Below are 16,631 nucleotides of genomic sequence, written 5' to 3' on the forward strand. Positions count from 1 at the left end.
CTTGCGCGGTTGGGAGTAGCCTTAGGGCATTCCGGTCAGGCCATGGAGCCATCGATGAAGTGCAGCATTCTAACGGTCATTGTGTTGAGCGCGCTCGCATTGGGTACCGCGCAGGCTCAGGAGTTACAAACCGTACCGGTCGCGCCCGCGCCAACCCCAGGCGCGCCGGGCACGCCAACGCCCACGTTGTACCCGCAAGTCACGCCGCCCGTTGCGCCCAAGACCCATAATGGCTCGCCACCGCTGGCGCCCATCGTGCTGCCGGCGCCGCCCAAGGACCAGACGGTCCCTGGCCTGCAGCAAAACGACAGCAAGCCGAAAACGCCGGGCGGTTAGACCAGACCGAGGGCCTTGAACACAAAGGCATATTCGAGGGCCACGTCACGTAAGCCCTGATAGCGCCCGCTCATGCCGCCATGGCCGGCACCCAGCTCGGTCTTGAGCAGCAGCAGGTTGTCGTCTGTCTTGGTATCCCGCAGCTTGGCCACCCACTTGGCGGCTTCCCAGTACTGCACGCGGCTGTCGTTATAGCCGGCGATCACCAGCGTGGCCGGGTAAGCCTGGGCACGGACGTTCTCGTAGGGCGCATAGGCCTTGATGCGCGCATACACTTCGGGGTCCTCGGGGTTGCCCCACTCGTCGTACTCGGTGATGGTCAGCGGCAGTTCCGGGTCGAGCATGGTATTGAGCACATCGACGAACGGCACTTCCGCAATCGCCGCCTGGAACAATTCCGGACGCTGGTTGAGCACCGCGCCGATCAGCAGGCCGCCGGCACTGCCGCCGCTGATCGCCAGTTGTGGGGAGGTGGTCAGGCCCTCGGCGATCAAATGTTCGGCGCAGGCGATAAAGTCGCTGAAGGTGTTCTGCTTGTGTTCCTGCTTGCCGCTGCGATACCAGGCCTCACCCAGCTCACCGCCGCCGCGCACATGGGCGATGGCAAACGCCACCCCGCGGTCGAGCAAGCTCAGGCGCGCATGGGAGAACCACGGGTCCAGGCTTGAGCCGTAGGCACCGTAGCCATACAGGTACAGCGGCGTCGGCTTGCCGAGCTGGTCACGCTTGACCACCAGGCTGATGGGTACCTGGGTGCCATCGGCAGAAGTGGCCCACAGGCGTTGGCTGATGTAATCGTCGGCGTTGAAGACGCCCAGCACCGGGGTTTCCTTGAGCACGACCTGCGCGCCTGTCGCCAGCTCGAGCTGGCGCACTTGGGCGGGACGGTTCAAGGCCTCATAGCGCAGGCGGATCTTGTCGCTGGGAAACTCGAGGCTGTTCTGTACGTAGAGGCTGTAGGCGGCGTCAGGCAATTGCACCCGATAGGCCGGCACGTTCTCGGGGTGTACTTCGATAACCGGCAGGCCACCAATGCGCAGGCTCAAGGTCATGGCGTTGGCGTTCAGGCTCACGCCGTCGAGCATGACCTCGTCGCTGTGGGGGATCAGGTTCTGCCAGTCGGCTTCGGTGGGCGGCGTGCCGGTGTCGGCTGCCACGTACAGCGCATGGTTGATGCCGTCGCGGTTGCTGCGGATAAACCAGGTCCACTGGCCATTGCGCTTGCCGTGGTCGACGTCGTATTCGTGGTCTTCGACCCGTGGCGCCAGGCAGGTGAAGGCCAGGTGCGGTTGCTCGGCGTCCAGCGCCCAGACTTCGCTGGTGGTCTTGCTGCCCAGGGCCAGCAACAGTTGGCGTTCGGAGCTTGAGCGGTAGCAATGCAGGAAGAAACGGCCGTCGGGCTCGTGGAACACTTCCTGCGCGGCGGTGCCGTCCAGGCGATAGCGATACAGTTTGTGCGGGCGATGGGTGTCGTCCAGCTCACCGAAAAACAGGGTCAGGCTGTCATTGGCCCAGGTCATGCTGCCATCGCAGTTTTCGAACGCCAGTTCGCTGACCTTGTCGGTCGCCAATTCCTTCACGAACAGGGTGTAAATCTCTTCGCCGCTGGTATCGAGGCTATAGGCCAGGCGTTGGTGATCGGGGCTGATGCTGAACGCGCCCAGGGAAAAAAAGCCGCCATTGGCCAAGACGTTCGGGTCCAGCAACAGTTCTTCGCTGCTGGCGTCCACCTGGTTGCTGTCATCGGCCGGGCGGCGGCAGCGGTAGTGGCGGGCGTACTCGTCACCGGCGGTGGTGCGGGTGTAATACAAATACGGGCCCCAAGGGGAGGGCAGGGACAGGTCGGTTTCCAGAATGCGGCCCTTGATCTCGTCGAACAGGGTCTCGCGCAACGCCTGCTGATCGGCGAGTTGGGCTTCCTGCCAGGCGTTTTCGGCCTTGAGGTAGTCGAGTACCTCAGGGTTGTCGCGTTCTTGCAGCCAGGCGTACGGGTCTGGGCCTGGGGCCTTGCGGGCAATCGGTGCGGTGGAAATAGGCATGGATAATTCCCTATCTGGCAGACGGTGGCAGGCATTGCAGCCGCGACACGCAAAAGCCGTTATCATAGCCGCCTGTTTGCCAACCTTGCCATGGACACCATGACCGAGAACGACTATCTGACCGCTTGGGGCCTTTACGCCTTCGCCGCTTTGGGCTGCCTGTTGGTGTGGTGGCGCATGACCCGCTGGATCTGGCGCTGGCTGCGCGAGCCCCTGCAATTGCTGATGGCGGTGTTGCTGCTCAGCCCGACCATTGTCGACCCGGTCAAGACCCAGTTTGCGCCGGCCGTGGCCATTACCGCCCTGGACCTGGTGCTCAAGGTCGGCAACAACGCCTGGCGCGCCATTTCCGACCTGTTCATGTACACGATGATCGCGTTTGCCCTGTACATCGTGTTTGTGCTGATCCGCTGGCCCATCGAGCGCGCCGCCAATGCTCGCCGTGAGCGCAAGGCTGCTGCGGATGCGGCCTTGGCCGCCGAGCCGGAAGACGACGAACCCTTCCGTCGTCCGGCGCCTGCCGGTGGTATGCGGGTCGAACCGCGCCTTTAACGTTGTTTGCCCTGCAGCGAGAGCCCTGGCATGTGTGAATTATTGGGCATGAGTGCCAACGTCCCCACCGATATCGTGTTCAGCTTTACCGGGCTGATGCAGCGCGGTGGGCGCACTGGCCCGCACCGCGACGGCTGGGGCATTGCCTTCTATGAAGGCCGTGGCCTGCGCCTGTTCCAGGACCCGGCTGCCAGTAGCGAGTCGGAAGTCGCGTTGCTGGTGCAGCGTTACCCCATCAAGAGCGAAGTGGTGATCGGCCATATTCGCCAGGCCAATGTGGGCAAGGTCAGCCTGGCCAATACCCATCCGTTCGTGCGCGAGCTGTGGGGGCGTAACTGGTGTTTTGCCCACAACGGCCAACTGGCAGACTTCGATCCCCGCGCCACCTTCTACCGCCCGGTGGGCGATACCGACAGCGAAGCGGCGTTCTGCGACTTGCTCAACCGTGTGCGCGAAGCCTTCCCCGAGCCGGTGGACATCGAACAGGTGCTGCCCGACCTGATCGCCGCCTGCGCCGAATACCGCAGCAAGGGCGTGTTCAACTGCCTGCTCAGCGACGGCGACTGGCTGTTCTGCTATTGCTCGACCAAGCTGGCACAGATCACCCGGCGTGCGCCTTTTGGCCCGGCGCGCTTGAAAGATGTCGACGTGATCGTCGATTTTCAGGCCGAAACTACCCCCAATGATGTGGTAACGGTGATCGCCACCGAGCCGTTGACCGACAACGAAAACTGGACCCGCTACGAACCGGGCCAATGGAGCCTGTGGCGACGCGGTGAATGTGTCAGCCAGGGCGTTACCAAGTAAGGAATCGAGCATGTTGCTTAGCTATCTGCGGTTGGTGCTGTTTGCCGTTGGCTTGTTGGTCGGCGTGCAGGTGCCGGGGTTTATCAATGACTACGCCAAGCGCGTCGAAGCCCACTTGATTGAGGCCCAGACCGGCTTGCGCGGTTTCGAGTCCACGGCGCAGCAGTTCTTCAACGGTGATATGCAAGCCTTGGTGGCGCATTACCGCGCCAGCGATGACCCGGTGTTCCAGAGCGACGCCAGTAGCCTGGGCGCCATGCTCGACCGCCAGCTCGAGCTGGACAAGCAATTCCAGGCCATGCAGGGTCCGTGGTACATCCGCGCCCTGCAAGTGGCCGTGGCTGCCGACCCGGATATCCGTTCGGAGACCTGGAATGGCTACAGCTACCAGATCTTGCTGACGCCCGAAGCCATGGGCTGGGGCCTGGGCGGGGCGATGCTGTTGTCGTTCGGCATCGAGTGCCTGTACCGCTTGATTGATTGGGTGGTGCTGGGTGGCCGGCGCCTGCGCCAGAGCCGGCCCATCGAAGAACGGGACCTCAAGGGCCTCTAACGACCCACTGATCGTTCCCACGCTCCGCGTGGGAATGCTTTTTCTGACGCTCCGCGTCGCGCGTGAGGGCGCAGAGCGCCCTGTGCTGCATTCCCACGCAGAGCGTGGGAACGATCAGTCGGGTTTATTCAGTTGCATGCGTTCTGCACCTACTTGCTCGGCATAGCGGGCAACGACTTTCTGGCACAACCCCACAATCTCCTCCACCAACTCCACCCCCACACGCCACGACACCACCACCTGCAAGTTCGGCAGACGCTGGGCCATGGGCAGCATGACCAATTCCCCTCGCTCCAGTTCTTCGCTCACCAGCACCGGCGGCAGTGCGCCGATGCCGAAGCCATCGCGCAGCAACCGGGTAATCGCCGACACCGAGTTCACGCAGTTCATGCGCGGTGCGGCCACGCCATTGGCCTGCATCAAACTCAATACGTCCTGATGCGGGTGGGAGTTTTTCGAGTAAGTGATGATGCGCTCCTGGGCCAGCTCGGCGAGGGAGGCGTAGTCACGGTTGTAAATCGACTGGCTGGCCACGATCCAGGCCATGGGGTGGCTGGCCAGCTCCAGGCTGCGCACGGTTTCCAGGCGCAGCAGGTCGGTTTGCAGGATCAGGTCGAGGAAACCTTTTTGCAGTTGATCGCTGAGGTTCAGCGCAGTGTCGGCGACCAGCTCGATTTCCACCAGTGGGTACAGCTTCATCAGCTCAGCAACCAGCGGGCTTAGCCAGGTGTGGATCACCGTGTCCATTGCGCCGATCCGAATGCGCCCAACCTTGCTGCTGGTGGTCTCCAGGGACTGCTTCAAGCCCTGCATGGTCACCATCATCTGCTCGGCATAGTCGAGCACTTTCAAACCTTCCGGGGTCAGGCTCACGCCACGCGAATCACGCAGGAAAAGTTTCACCCCCAGCTCGCTTTCCAGCACCGCGATGCGGCTGGAGATCGAGGCTTGGGTGGTGAACAGCTTCTCGGCCGTCAGCCGGAAGCTCTTGAGCTTGGCCACCCAGACGAAGGTTTCGAGGAACTTCAAATTCATGGGATCAACTTTTTCTTATGCATGGATCGGTTTTTATTAGTTGGACGTCGCACCGGGCAAGCGCCAAAAATCGAGCTATTCCACGATAAGCGTCGTTGGGGTGTCAGGACAAGTTGCGAGTTCTGCGTAAAAAATCCCACACTACAAGAAAACAAAGCCTACAGGAGCGACCCCCGTGAGCCGCCTGCTACTGAACTGCGACATCGGCGAAAGCTTTGGCAACTGGACCATGGGTCTGGACGCCGAAGTCATGCCGTTCATTGATTGCGCCAACGTGGCTTGCGGTTTCCATGCCGGCGACCCGAGCATCATGCGCAAGACCGTCAGCCTGGCGTTCAAGCACGGCGTGCAAGTGGGCGCTCATCCGGCCTACCAGGACCTGCAAGGCTTCGGCCGGCGCTCCATGAACTACACGCCGCAGGAAATCCAGGACCTGTTGCACTACCAGATCGGTGCGCTGGACGGCATCTGCCGCGCCCAGGGCGGGCGCGTCAGCTATGTGAAACCCCACGGCGCGATGTACAACGACATGATGGCCAACCCCGCGCAGTTGCGGGCGGTGATCCAGGCCGTGGCCGCTTACGGCGACCTGCCGCTGATGCTGCTGGCCACCCGCGACAACCGCGCGGCCCAAGCCTTGGGCGACGAATACGGGGTGACCCTGTGGTTCGAAGCCTTCGCTGACCGTGCCTATGACAGTAACGGCCATCTGGTGTCTCGCCAAGTGCCCGGCGCGGTGCATCACGACGCCGACACCATCGTGCAGCAGGCCCTGACCCTTTTCCGTGGCGAATCGCTGATTGCCAGCGACGGCAGCCCATTGGTGCTACAAGCCAATACCCTGTGTGTGCATGGCGACAACGCCAGTTCGGTCGCTGCCGTGCAGCGTATCCGCGAAGCGTTGAAAACAGCATGAACCCACGCATCGAAGTGGTGGCGATCGACTGCCTGATGGTGCGTCTGTTTGACGTGATCGCCGAAGCCAACATGCCGTGGATGATCGCGGCTACCGAGCGCCTGCGCCACGGTTTTGGCCCGGCCTTGGTGGACCTGGTGCCGTCCTACACCACCTTGATGGTGCATTACGATCTCACGGCGCTGACCCCGGCCCAGGCCCGGGCGCTGATCGACCAGGCCCTCACCGATCTGCAACCCCAGGCGCAGGGCAGTGGCCAGTGCCATGTGCTGCCCGTGTGGTACGACCTGAGTGTCGGCCCGGAACTGAACTTGCTGTCCCAGCGCAGCGGGCTGGCCGTGGAGGAGGTGATCCGCCGCCACAGCGCCCACGAGTACCAAGTGTTCGCCCTCGGTTTTGCCCCAGGGTTTGCCTTTATGGGGCTGGTGGACGAGCTACTTGCCACGCCGCGCCTGAACACGCCGCGCAAACGCGTGGCTGCCGGCAGCGTCGGCATCGCCGAACGGCAAACCGCCGCGTACCCGGTGGTGTCCCCGGGCGGCTGGAACCTGATCGGCCGCACCCCGGCCAAACTGTTCGACCGGGAGCGCGACGGCTACAGCCTGATGCAACCCGGCGACACGGTGCGCTTCGCCTCGGTCAGCCACGCCGAATTCATCCACTTGGGTGGCGACGACACGCCGCTGGAGGCGCAGGCATGAGCCGCTTGATCATCGAGGCCAGCACGCCGCTATGCCTGTTGCAGGACGCCGGTCGTTTTGGCGTACGCCACCTGGGCGTGACCCAGGGCGGCGCGCTGGATTGGGTGTCGATGTCCTGGGCCAACTGGCTTTTGGACAATGCCCTGGATGCGCCGGTGGTGGAGATCACCCTGGGGGGCTTTACCGTGCAGGCCGAGGATTATTGCCTGCTGGCCTTGGCCGGTGCGGACCTGGGCGCCTATGTCGATGAGCGAGCGATAAGCCCCGGTCGCAGTTTTATCCTGCAAAAGGGCCAGCGACTGCGCTTCACCCAGCCGTTCAATGGGGCACGCGCTTATCTGGCCGCGCCCGGTGGCTTTGATGCGCAGGCTGTACTGGGCAGTTGTGCCACGGTCGTGCGCGAAGCGTTGGGCGGGGTGGACGGTTTCGGCAAGGCCTTGGCCGAAGGCGGGCGTTTGGCGTATTCCGGTACGGGCGGTGCAATGAAGGTGCTGGCCAACCCGGATGTGCAATCCGCTGCATCACTGGACGTGATCATCGGCGCGCAGATAGGCCAGTTCAGCGGGCAGAGCCTGTTCGATGCTTTCAACACCGAATGGGCTCTGGACAGCCGTGCAGACCGCATGGGCATGCGCTTGCTCGGCACGCCGTTGCAGTATCAGGGGCCGTCGTTGATTTCCGAAGGGATTCCATTGGGCGCGATTCAGGTGCCCCCGGATGGGCAACCGATTGTGTTGCTCAATGACCGGCAGACGATCGGCGGTTACCCGCGGTTGGGCGCGTTGACACCTTTATCCTTGGCGCGGCTGGCGCAGTGTCTGCCGGGGGAGAAGGTGCGGTTGGCACCGGTGGTGCAGGAGGCTGCGCATCGGCAGCACATCAAGTTTTTGCAGCAGTTTGCCGATCGCTAAAAAGCATCGCAGGCAAGCCAGCTCCCACATGTTGACTGCATTCCAACGTTGAAATGCAGTCAACATGTGGGAGCTGGCTTGCCTGCGATGAGGCCGGTCAAAACACCGCCTATTTCGAGAGAAAGCGCATACCTTCTTCCAACCCGCGCAGCGTCAGCGGGTACATCTGATCCTCCACCAACTCGCGAACAATCCCCGTCGACGCTGTATAGCCCCAAGTATCTTTCGGGTAGGGGTTAATCCAGATCAGCTTCTTGTACTTGGCCATGAAGCGCTGCATCCACACATACCCCGGCTCCTCGTTCCAATGCTCGACGCTGCCGCCGGCCTGAGTGATTTCATAGGGCGCCATGGCCGCATCGCCGATAAAGATCACTTTGTAGTCGGCGCCGTATTTGTGCAGCAGATCCTGGGTGGACGTGCGCTCCGAGGTGCGACGCTGGTTGTTCTTCCACACCGACTCGTACACAAAGTTATGGAAATAGAAGTACTCCAGGTGCTTGAACTCGGTCTTGCACGCGGAGAACAGCTCTTCGCAGATCTTCACGTGGGCATCCATCGAACCGCCGATGTCGAACAGCAGCAACAGCTTGATGGTGTTACGCCGTTCGGGGCGCATCTGAATATTCAGCAAGCCGGCATCGCGAGCGGTGTGGTCGATGGTGCCATCGATATCCAGCTCTTCGGCCGCACCCTGGCGCGCAAACTTGCGCAGGCGGCGCAGGGCGATCTTGATGTTGCGCGTGCCCAGTTCTACCTGGTCGTCGAGGTTCTTGTACTCGCGCTGGTCCCAGACTTTCACCGCCTTGCCCTGGCGCTTGCCCGCGTCACCGACGCGAATGCCTTCGGGGTTGTAGCCGCCAGAACCAAAGGGGCTGGTGCCGCCGGTGCCGATCCATTTGTTGCCGCCGGCATGGCGTTCTTTCTGTTCTTCCAGGCGCTTCTTGAACTCTTCGATCAGTTTGTCCAGGCCACCGAGGGACTGGATCTGCGCACGTTCCTCATCGCTCAAGGAACGTTCGAATTCCTTGCGTAGCCATTCTTCGGGGATCAGCGCCTGCAGGTGGTCGTCGAGCTTTTCCAGGCCGTTGAAATAGGCGCCGAAGGCCCGGTCGAACTTGTCGAAATGCCGCTCGTCCTTGACCAGGATCGCCCGGGCCAAATAATAAAACTCGTCCATGTCGGCGAAGGTCACGCGCTGTTTCAGCGCGTTGATCAGGTCGAGCAGCTCGCGCACCGACACCGGCACCTTGGCGGCACGCATCTCATTGAACAGGTTGAGCAGCATCAGCGATTACCGCGACGGCTCATGAACGCCAGACGCTCCAGCAACTGCACGTCTTGCTCGTTCTTCACCAAGGCGCCGGCCAGGGGAGGGATGGCCTTGGTCGGGTCGCGCTCGCGCAGCACCGCTTCGCCAATATTGTCGGCCATCAGCAGCTTGAGCCAGTCGACCAGCTCGGAGGTGGAAGGTTTTTTCTTCAGGCCCGGCACCTTGCGCACATCGAAGAACACGTCCAGCGCTTCGCTGACCAGGTCTTTCTTGATGTCCGGGTAGTGCACATCCACGATTTTTTGCAGGGTGGTGCGGTCGGGGAAGGCGATGTAGTGGAAGAAGCAACGGCGCAGGAACGCGTCCGGCAGCTCTTTTTCGTTGTTGGAGGTAATGATGATGATCGGGCGCTTCTTGGCCTTGATGGTCTCATCGATTTCGTAGACGTAGAACTCCATCTTGTCGAGTTCTTGCAGCAGGTCGTTGGGGAACTCGATGTCGGCCTTGTCGATTTCATCGATCAGCAGGATCACCCGCTCTTCGGACTCGAAGGCTTCCCACAGTTTGCCCTTCTTCAGGTAGTTGCGCACGTCGTGCACCTTGTCCACGCCCAGTTGCGAGTCGCGAAGGCGGCTGACCGCGTCGTACTCGTACAGGCCCTGGTGCGCCTTGGTGGTGGACTTGATGTGCCAGGTGATCAACCTGGCACCGAAGGATTCGGCCAGTTGCTCGGCAAGCATGGTCTTGCCGGTGCCCGGTTCGCCCTTGACCAGCAGCGGCCGCTCCAGGGTGATGGCGGCGTTGACGGCCAGTTTCAGGTCATCGGTAGCCACATAGGCCTGGGTGCCTTCGAACTTCATCGGTCATTCCTCGGATTCATCAATGGCCCGACTATACCCCTCAGCCCCGGCGACTGTGAACGCAGACGGGGCATTCAGTCTCTGAATGGCGGGTCACATCAGCCCTGGCCCATGCAGGAAGTGTGGGAGCTGGCTTGCCTGCGATGGCGGTGTATCAGTGACAGATGAGTTGGCTGATCAGCTCCCACAGGGTTAATCAGCGCTGGGCTTGGGCTGTTCGTAATGAGCATTGAACGCCTGGATGAACCCATTGCGCAGAATCGCGATCACCGCAGAAAACGCACTGACATTTTGCTGATGCACGCTACCGCTCAGCTCCACACGGGTGGCGAACTGGTTTTTACGCTGGTTTTTCAGCACGGTTTCGCTGGCGCCCACCACGGCTTCCCAGATTGAGCGGAAGATATTCTTGTCCTGGTTTTCAACGTCTTGTTGCCAGTCGAACACCTCCACATCACGCAGCAGTGGCTTGATGTAGCCGGTGAGCCGGCCATTTTCAGCCTGGGCTTCGATCACCACATCACCCGTGCCTGCCTTGAAGTCGAACTTGCCATAGGCCGATGCAAAGTCGTTCATGCGTTTGAGTTGCAGGTCGCGGGCGCGGAAGCGGAACTCGAACTCTTCGAAATCGCTCAGCGGGTCAAAGGTGGCGTTGGCTTCCAGGGGCGCCTGGCCTTGCAGCAGTGCCTTGCCTTCAAAGCGTGCATCACGCTTGCCTTTGACATCCACCACATTGGTCAGGTTATAGAAGCTGGCGTTGACCCCGGTGGCGTTGATATTCACCTGAGGCTTGGAGCTGAAGTTATGGAAGGCGATCTCGCCGTCTTCGATGCGTACTTCATTGAGGGTAATCGGCAGCAGCTTGCGCAGTTGTTCCTGCCAGTCGGTGCCTTTACCGGTCTGGGACGCCTGTTTGTTGGCACCGCCATCGACGAAGTTGATCTGGGGGCGTACAAAATGCCCCTCGGCCACGACGGCATGGTCGTACCACAGCGAATGCCAGCTCACGGCGAACTCGATCAGCGGCGCCTTGACGAAAGGTACCGGGACCTTGCCGTCCACCTTGACGATTTGCAGGCCGTTGATCCGATAGGCGCCGCGCCATAGCGCCAGGTCCACATCGGCAATCTCGCCACGGTAGTCGCCCATGTTGGCGAGTTTGTCGTTCAGGTAGTTGCGCACCAGGTAGGGCAGCGCGATGTGCACGGCAATCAGGACCAGCACCAGAGCGGCGATTGTCCCTAACGGCCAACTGTAGCGACGTTTCATTGGGCAGTTCTCCTAGCTTGTAGGAGATTGACTGTTCTGATCGTCGCAACGTTCCTCCTTCTGGACGCTTGGGAGCACGAGGCATACCCTTGGGGCCTTCCAAAGTCTCGACAACAGGAATCGCCATGAGCCGCATCTTCGCAGACAACGCGCACTCCATCGGCAACACGCCTCTGGTTCAGATCAACCGCATCGCACCGCGGGGCGTGACGATCCTGGCCAAGATCGAAGGGCGTAACCCCGGCTATTCGGTGAAGTGCCGCATTGGCGCCAGCATGGTCTGGGATGCGGAAAGCAGCGGCAAACTCAAGCCGGGCATGACCATAGTCGAGCCGACTTCGGGCAACACCGGTATCGGCCTGGCATTTGTCGCCGCTGCCCGTGGCTACAAGTTGCTGCTGACCATGCCGTCGTCCATGAGCCTTGAACGCCGTAAAGTGCTCAAGGCTCTGGGCGCCGAACTGGTGCTGACCGAGCCGGCCAAGGGCATGAAGGGCGCCATCGATAAGGCCGCCGAGATCGTCGCCAGCGACCCGGCCACCTACTTTATGCCGGCCCAGTTCGACAACCCGGCAAACCCTGCGATCCACGAGAAAACCACCGGCCCGGAAATCTGGAACGACACCGATGGCGCCGTGGACGTGCTGGTGGCGGGCGTGGGAACCGGCGGCACCATCACCGGGGTATCGCGCTATATCAAGAACACGGCGGGCAAGCCGATCCTGTCGGTGGCTGTGGAACCCATGGTTTCGCCGGTGATCACCCAGGCTTTGGCGGGTGAAGAGATCAAGCCCAGCCCGCACAAGATCCAGGGGATCGGCGCCGGTTTTGTGCCGAAAAACCTCGACCTGTCGATGGTCGACCGCGTGGAGCTGGCGACCGACGAGGAGTCCAAGGCCATGGCCCGGCGCTTGATGCTGGAAGAGGGCATTCTGTGCGGGATCTCCTGTGGCGCCGCCATGGCGGTGGCCGTGCGCCTGGCCGAGAAGCCGGAAATGCAGGGCAAGACTATCGTGGTGATCTTGCCGGACTCCGGTGAGCGCTACCTGTCGAGCATGTTGTTCAGCGATTTGTTTACCGAGCAGGAAAACCAGGCCTGAATACTGTAGGAGCGAGCTTGCTCGCGAAAAACCTGAGAGCGCCACGTTGTGTCAGTAAGCCCTCGTTATCGTTGACGTTCTTCGCGATCAAGCTCGCTCCTACAAGTGTTGATACAGGTCAGTCTGGTTTCCTGGGCCTTCTGCATAATGGCTCAAGTGTTTATCATGGCCGGCTGTTACGTCTGGTTTCCCATTGACAGAAATTTGCTGGCCAGGCGCTTATTTCCAGGAGTTGCTGCATGACCTTTTCTTTGGCCGCCAAACTGTCGGTGTTGCTGCTGTTCATTGGCAGCACGCTGTATGTGCACCTGCGTGGCAAGGCCCGTTTGCCGATGTTGCGTCAGTTCGTCAACCATTCGGCGCTGTTCGCCCCGTATAACGCCCTGATGTACCTGTTTTCCGCGGTGCCGTCCAAGCCCTACCTGGACCGCAGCAAGTTCCCGGAACTGGATGTGCTCAAGGACAACTGGGAAGTGATCCGCGAAGAGGCCATGCACCTGTTCGACGAGGGCTACATCCGCGCCGCCGAAAAGAACAACGACGCCGGCTTCGGTTCGTTCTTCAAGAAGGGCTGGAAGCGTTTCTACCTCAAGTGGTACGACAAACCGCTGCCTTCGGCCGAGGCACTGTGCCCCAAGACTGTGGCCCTGGTGAGCAGCATCCCTAACGTCAAGGGCGCGATGTTCGCGCTGTTGCCGGGTGGCAGCCACCTCAACCCGCACCGCGACCCGTTCGCCGGTTCCCTGCGTTATCACCTGGGGCTGTCCACGCCGAACTCCGACGACTGCCGTATCTTCGTCGACGGCCAGGTCTACGCCTGGCGCGACGGTGAAGACGTGATGTTCGATGAAACCTACGTGCACTGGGTGAAAAACGAAACCGAACAGACCCGTGTGATCCTGTTCTGCGACATTGAGCGGCCATTGAGCAACCGCGTGATGACCCGCATCAACCGCTGGGTCAGCAAGCAACTGGGCCGCGCAACCGCGCCGCAGAACCTCGATGACGAGCGCGTGGGCGGCATCAACCAGGCGTACGCCTGGAGCAAGACCTTCAGCGACAAGTTCAGTGGCCAGGTCAAACAGTGGAAGCGCAAGCATCCCAAGGCCTACCGCATTGCGCGGCCGGTGCTGGCGGTGGTGGTGTTGGTATTGCTCTGGAAGTGGCTGTTCGGCTAAACCGCACACCATAAAAAGGCGCTGTATCGAAAGATACAGCGCCTTTTTCATGCCTGGAATGTGATCAAAACTGTGGGAGCTGGCTTGCCTGCGATGGCGGAGTATCAGCTATAAAAAGGTTGGCTGACCCACCGCTTTCGCAGGCAAGCCAGCTCCCACCCACCTTTGATCTGCGTTTTTCTTAAGAGGCGATCAACTGGCGCAGCACGTAGTGCAGAATCCCGCCCGCCTTGAAATACTCCACTTCATTCAAGGTATCAATCCGGCACAGCACCTCAACCTTCTCGCTGCTGCCATCCTCCCGCGTGATCACCAACGTCAGGTTCATCCGCGGCTCGATCTCGGCGTCGGTCAGTCCGAGGATATCGATCTTCTCCTTGCCGGTGAGCTTGAGTGTCTTGCGGTTCTGATCCAGCTTGAACTGCAACGGCAACACGCCCATGCCTACCAGGTTGGAGCGGTGGATACGCTCGAAACTCTCGGCAATCACCGCCTTGACCCCTAGCAGGTTAGTGCCCTTGGCCGCCCAGTCGCGGCTGGAGCCGGTACCGTATTCCTGGCCGGCGATCACCACCAGCGGGGTGCCCGAGGCCTGGTACTTCATGGCGGCATCGTAGATCGCCATTTTCTCGCCAGTGGGGATATACAGCGTGTTACCGCCTTCTTCGCCGCCGAGCATTTCATTGCGAATACGGATATTGGCGAAGGTGCCGCGCATCATCACTTCATGGTTGCCCCGGCGTGAGCCGTAGGAGTTGAAGTCACGCGGCTCCACGCCCTGTTCGCGCAGGTAGCGCCCGGCCGGGCTGTCGGCCTTGATATTGCCGGCTGGGGAGATGTGATCGGTGGTCACCGAATCCCCCAGCAGGGCCAGCACGTTGGCGCCCTTGACGTCCTCGATCACCGGCAGCGGGCCAGCAATGTCGTCGAAGAACGGCGGGTGCTGGATGTAGGTGGAATCCTGCTGCCACACGTAGGTGGCTGCCTGCGGCACTTCAATGGCTTGCCACTGTTCGTCGCCGGCAAACACTTCGGCATATTCCTTGTGGAACATGCTGGTGCTGACTTGGGCCACCGCTTCGGCGATTTCCTGGCTGCTGGGCCAGATGTCCTTGAGGTATACCGGATTACCCTGCTGGTCATTGCCCAGCGGTTCGCTGCTGATGTCGATGCGCACGGTGCCGGCCAATGCATAGGCGACGACCAGGGGCGGCGAGGCCAGCCAGTTGGTTTTCACCAGTGGGTGCACACGGCCTTCGAAGTTACGGTTGCCGGACAGCACTGAGGCCACGGTGAGGTCGGCCTTCTGAATGGCTTTTTCGATCGGCTCGGGCAGGGGCCCGGAGTTGCCGATACAGGTAGTGCAGCCGTAGCCCACCAGGTCGAAGCCAAGCTTGTCCAGGTACTGGGTGAGGCCCGCAGCCTTGTAGTAGTCGGTGACCACTTTGGAGCCTGGCGCCAGGGAGCTTTTCACCCAGGGCTTGCGGGTCAGGCCTTTTTCCACGGCTTTTTTCGCCACCAGCCCGGCCGCCATCATCACGCTGGGGTTGGAAGTGTTGGTGCAGGAGGTAATCGCGGCGATCACCACCGCGCCGTTTTTCAGGCGATAGGTGTTGCCTTCGTATTCATAATCCGCCTCGCCGACCAGATCGGCATTGCCCACGGCAACGCCGCCTCCGCCCTCGCTTTCGAGGCGGCCTTCTTCTTTGCTGGTGGGCTTGAATTGCAGGTCGAGAAAATCACTGAACGCTTGGCCTACATTCGGCAGGGCGACGCGGTCCTGGGGGCGTTTAGGCCCGGCGAGGCTGGCCTCGACAGTGCCCATGTCCAGGGCCAGGGTGTCGGTGAAGACCGGCTCCTGGCCTGCGTTGCGCCACAGGCCCTGGGCCTTGGTATAGGCTTCCACCAGCTTGACCGTCTCAGCCGGGCGGCCGGACAGGCGCAGGTAGTCCAGGGTCACCTCATCCACCGGGAAAAAGCCACAGGTCGCGCCATATTCCGGTGCCATGTTGGCGATGGTCGCGCGGTCGGCCAGGGGCAAATCGGCCAGCCCGTCGCCGTAGAACTCGACGAACTTGCCCACCACGCCTTTTTTGCGCAGCATTTGCGTCACGGTCAGCACCAGGTCGGTGGCGGTGATGCCTTCCTTGAGCTTGCCGGTGAGCTTGAAGCCGATGACTTCCGGGATCAGCATCGACACCGGCTGGCCGAGCATCGCCGCTTCGGCTTCGATGCCGCCCACGCCCCAGCCGAGTACGCCGAGGCCGTTGATCATGGTGGTGTGGGAGTCGGTGCCTACCAGGGTGTCGGGGAAGGCGTAGGTGCGGCCGTCTTCTTCTTTGGTCCATACGGTGCGGCCCAGGTATTCGAGGTTGACCTGGTGGCAGATACCGGTGCCAGGTGGCACGACGCTGAAGTTGTCAAAGGCGCTCTGGCCCCAGCGCAGGAAGGCGTAGCGTTCGCCGTTGCGCTGCATTTCGATGTCAACGTTCTGCTCAAAGGCGCTGGTGCTGCCGAACTTGTCGACCATCACCGAGTGGTCAATCACCAGGTCCACCGGTGACAGCGGGTTGATGCGCTGCGGGTCGCCCCCGGCCTTGGCCACGGCGGCGCGCATGGCGGCCAGGTCGACCACCGCGGGTACCCCGGTAAAGTCCTGCATCAGCACGCGAGCGGGGCGGTACTGGATCTCGCGGTCAGACTGGCGCTCTTTGAGCCAGGCGGCGATGGCCTTGAGGTCGGTGCCGGTGACGGTCTTGGCGTCTTCCCAGCGCAGCAGGTTTTCCAGCAGCACCTTGAGGGACATCGGCAGCTTGTCCAGGTCACCCAGGCTCTTGGCGGCTTCGGGCAGGCTGAAGTAGTGGTAGGTTTTACTGTCTATTTGCAGTGTCTTAAGGGTTCTCAGGCTATCAAGGGATGACATTACATGACTCCTTATGGTCCGCACGGCTACGGACCTGACGGGACGAACAGAGCTATCACGTTAGCGCTGTTTTCATTAGCAGGCTAATAACTGGACTCTATCGCTGAGTCCAAGGTTCCGAACTCGGCTATCATGCGCGCGTTTTCATGACAGGTATTGCGATAGCGCAAGGCCAGTT

At 61.3% G+C, this 16,631-nt stretch carries 15 protein-coding genes and 1 pseudogene; 9 read left to right on the plus strand and 7 right to left on the minus strand.

The features are described from left to right. Window positions 1–54 precede the first annotated feature (54 nt). The gene (locus AB4P90_RS08445; RefSeq protein WP_014717488.1) at window positions 55–336 is read left to right on the plus strand and encodes a hypothetical protein; all 282 of its coding nucleotides are present in this window, start codon (window positions 55–57) and stop codon (window positions 334–336) included. Here AB4P90_RS08445 and AB4P90_RS08450 read toward each other — a convergent pair. After that, window positions 333–2,375 (minus strand): S9 family peptidase, encoded by a 2,043-nt coding sequence (locus AB4P90_RS08450; RefSeq protein WP_395605801.1) that lies wholly within the window; start codon window positions 2,373–2,375, stop codon window positions 333–335. The genes AB4P90_RS08445 and AB4P90_RS08450 overlap by 4 nt on opposite strands. A gap of 24 nt (window positions 2,376–2,399) precedes the next feature. Here AB4P90_RS08450 and AB4P90_RS08455 point away from each other — a divergent pair, with 24 nt between their 5' ends. Genes AB4P90_RS08455 through AB4P90_RS08465 form a run of 3 tightly spaced genes read left to right on the plus strand, consistent with a single transcriptional unit; the run spans window position 2,400 to window position 4,287 of the window. Beyond that, a complete protein-coding gene (locus AB4P90_RS08455; protein WP_034126627.1) occupies window positions 2,400–2,927 on the plus strand; it encodes a hypothetical protein in 528 nt (175 codons plus the stop codon). 30 nt (window positions 2,928–2,957) lie between these two features. Next, a complete protein-coding gene (locus AB4P90_RS08460; RefSeq protein WP_014717491.1) occupies window positions 2,958–3,734 on the plus strand; it encodes a class II glutamine amidotransferase in 777 nt (258 codons plus the stop codon). 10 nt (window positions 3,735–3,744) lie between these two features. Continuing rightward, window positions 3,745–4,287, plus strand: a complete 543-nt coding sequence (locus AB4P90_RS08465) for a DUF2937 family protein (protein ID WP_014717492.1) — start codon at window positions 3,745–3,747, stop codon at window positions 4,285–4,287. Window positions 4,288–4,401: 114 nt separating this feature from the next. Here the strand turns inward: AB4P90_RS08465 and AB4P90_RS08470 are convergent, their stop codons facing one another. Continuing rightward, window positions 4,402–5,322, minus strand: a complete 921-nt coding sequence (locus AB4P90_RS08470) for a LysR family transcriptional regulator (protein WP_003189619.1) — start codon at window positions 5,320–5,322, stop codon at window positions 4,402–4,404. A 175-nt stretch (window positions 5,323–5,497) separates the two neighbouring features. Between AB4P90_RS08470 and AB4P90_RS08475 the strand changes: the two genes are divergently transcribed. From AB4P90_RS08475 to AB4P90_RS08485, 3 genes are read left to right on the plus strand one after another with little or no spacing between them, the layout of a single operon-like run. Next, complete coding sequence (locus AB4P90_RS08475) at window positions 5,498–6,238, plus strand: 5-oxoprolinase subunit PxpA (RefSeq protein ID WP_395605802.1); 741 nt, start codon at window positions 5,498–5,500, stop codon at window positions 6,236–6,238. Then, window positions 6,235–6,939 (plus strand): 5-oxoprolinase subunit PxpB, encoded by a 705-nt coding sequence (gene pxpB / locus AB4P90_RS08480; protein ID WP_038449457.1) that lies wholly within the window; start codon window positions 6,235–6,237, stop codon window positions 6,937–6,939. Before AB4P90_RS08475 ends, pxpB begins: the two co-directional genes overlap by 4 nt. Next, a complete protein-coding gene (locus tag AB4P90_RS08485; protein ID WP_038449459.1) occupies window positions 6,936–7,850 on the plus strand; it encodes a biotin-dependent carboxyltransferase family protein in 915 nt (304 codons plus the stop codon). The genes pxpB and AB4P90_RS08485 overlap by 4 nt, the downstream gene beginning before the upstream one ends. A gap of 109 nt (window positions 7,851–7,959) precedes the next feature. On the opposite strand, the gene AB4P90_RS08490 is transcribed toward AB4P90_RS08485, so the two are convergent. The 3 genes from AB4P90_RS08490 to AB4P90_RS08500 form a co-directional block, all read right to left on the minus strand. After that, window positions 7,960–9,138, minus strand: a complete 1,179-nt coding sequence (locus AB4P90_RS08490) for a VWA domain-containing protein (protein WP_003189625.1) — start codon at window positions 9,136–9,138, stop codon at window positions 7,960–7,962. Further along, entirely contained in the window at window positions 9,138–9,983 is an 846-nt protein-coding gene (locus AB4P90_RS08495) for a MoxR family ATPase (RefSeq protein ID WP_003189627.1), read from the minus strand. Before AB4P90_RS08495 ends, AB4P90_RS08490 begins: the two co-directional genes overlap by 1 nt. A gap of 192 nt (window positions 9,984–10,175) precedes the next feature. Next, window positions 10,176–11,252 (minus strand): DUF748 domain-containing protein, encoded by a 1,077-nt coding sequence (locus tag AB4P90_RS08500; protein ID WP_060767247.1) that lies wholly within the window; start codon window positions 11,250–11,252, stop codon window positions 10,176–10,178. 125 nt (window positions 11,253–11,377) lie between these two features. Here AB4P90_RS08500 and cysK point away from each other — a divergent pair, with 125 nt between their 5' ends. Then, window positions 11,378–12,352 carry a cysteine synthase A gene (gene cysK / locus AB4P90_RS08505; protein WP_014717498.1) on the plus strand — a complete coding sequence of 325 codons (975 nt, stop codon included), beginning with the start codon at window positions 11,378–11,380 and terminating at the stop codon, window positions 12,350–12,352. Here the strand turns inward: cysK and AB4P90_RS08510 are convergent. After that, window positions 12,351–12,443, minus strand: a pseudogene (locus tag AB4P90_RS08510) (outer membrane lipoprotein carrier protein LolA); the annotation flags it as partial. The gene cysK and the pseudogene AB4P90_RS08510 sit on opposite strands and share 2 nt — an antisense overlap. A 148-nt stretch (window positions 12,444–12,591) precedes the next feature. Between AB4P90_RS08510 and AB4P90_RS08515 the strand changes: the two are divergent. Continuing rightward, window positions 12,592–13,530, plus strand: coding sequence for an aspartyl/asparaginyl beta-hydroxylase domain-containing protein (locus tag AB4P90_RS08515; protein ID WP_005786126.1), 939 nt, complete (start codon window positions 12,592–12,594; stop codon window positions 13,528–13,530). 181 nt (window positions 13,531–13,711) lie between these two features. Here the strand turns inward: AB4P90_RS08515 and acnA are convergent, their stop codons facing one another. Then, window positions 13,712–16,453, minus strand: coding sequence for an aconitate hydratase AcnA (gene acnA, locus AB4P90_RS08520; RefSeq protein WP_032903155.1), 2,742 nt, complete (start codon window positions 16,451–16,453; stop codon window positions 13,712–13,714). Between the last annotated feature and the right edge of the window lie 178 nt (window positions 16,454–16,631).

Origin of the sequence: Pseudomonas sp. B16120 (genome assembly GCF_044218845.1) — a bacterium.
Taxonomy (GTDB): domain Bacteria; phylum Pseudomonadota; class Gammaproteobacteria; order Pseudomonadales; family Pseudomonadaceae; genus Aquipseudomonas; species Aquipseudomonas paracarnis.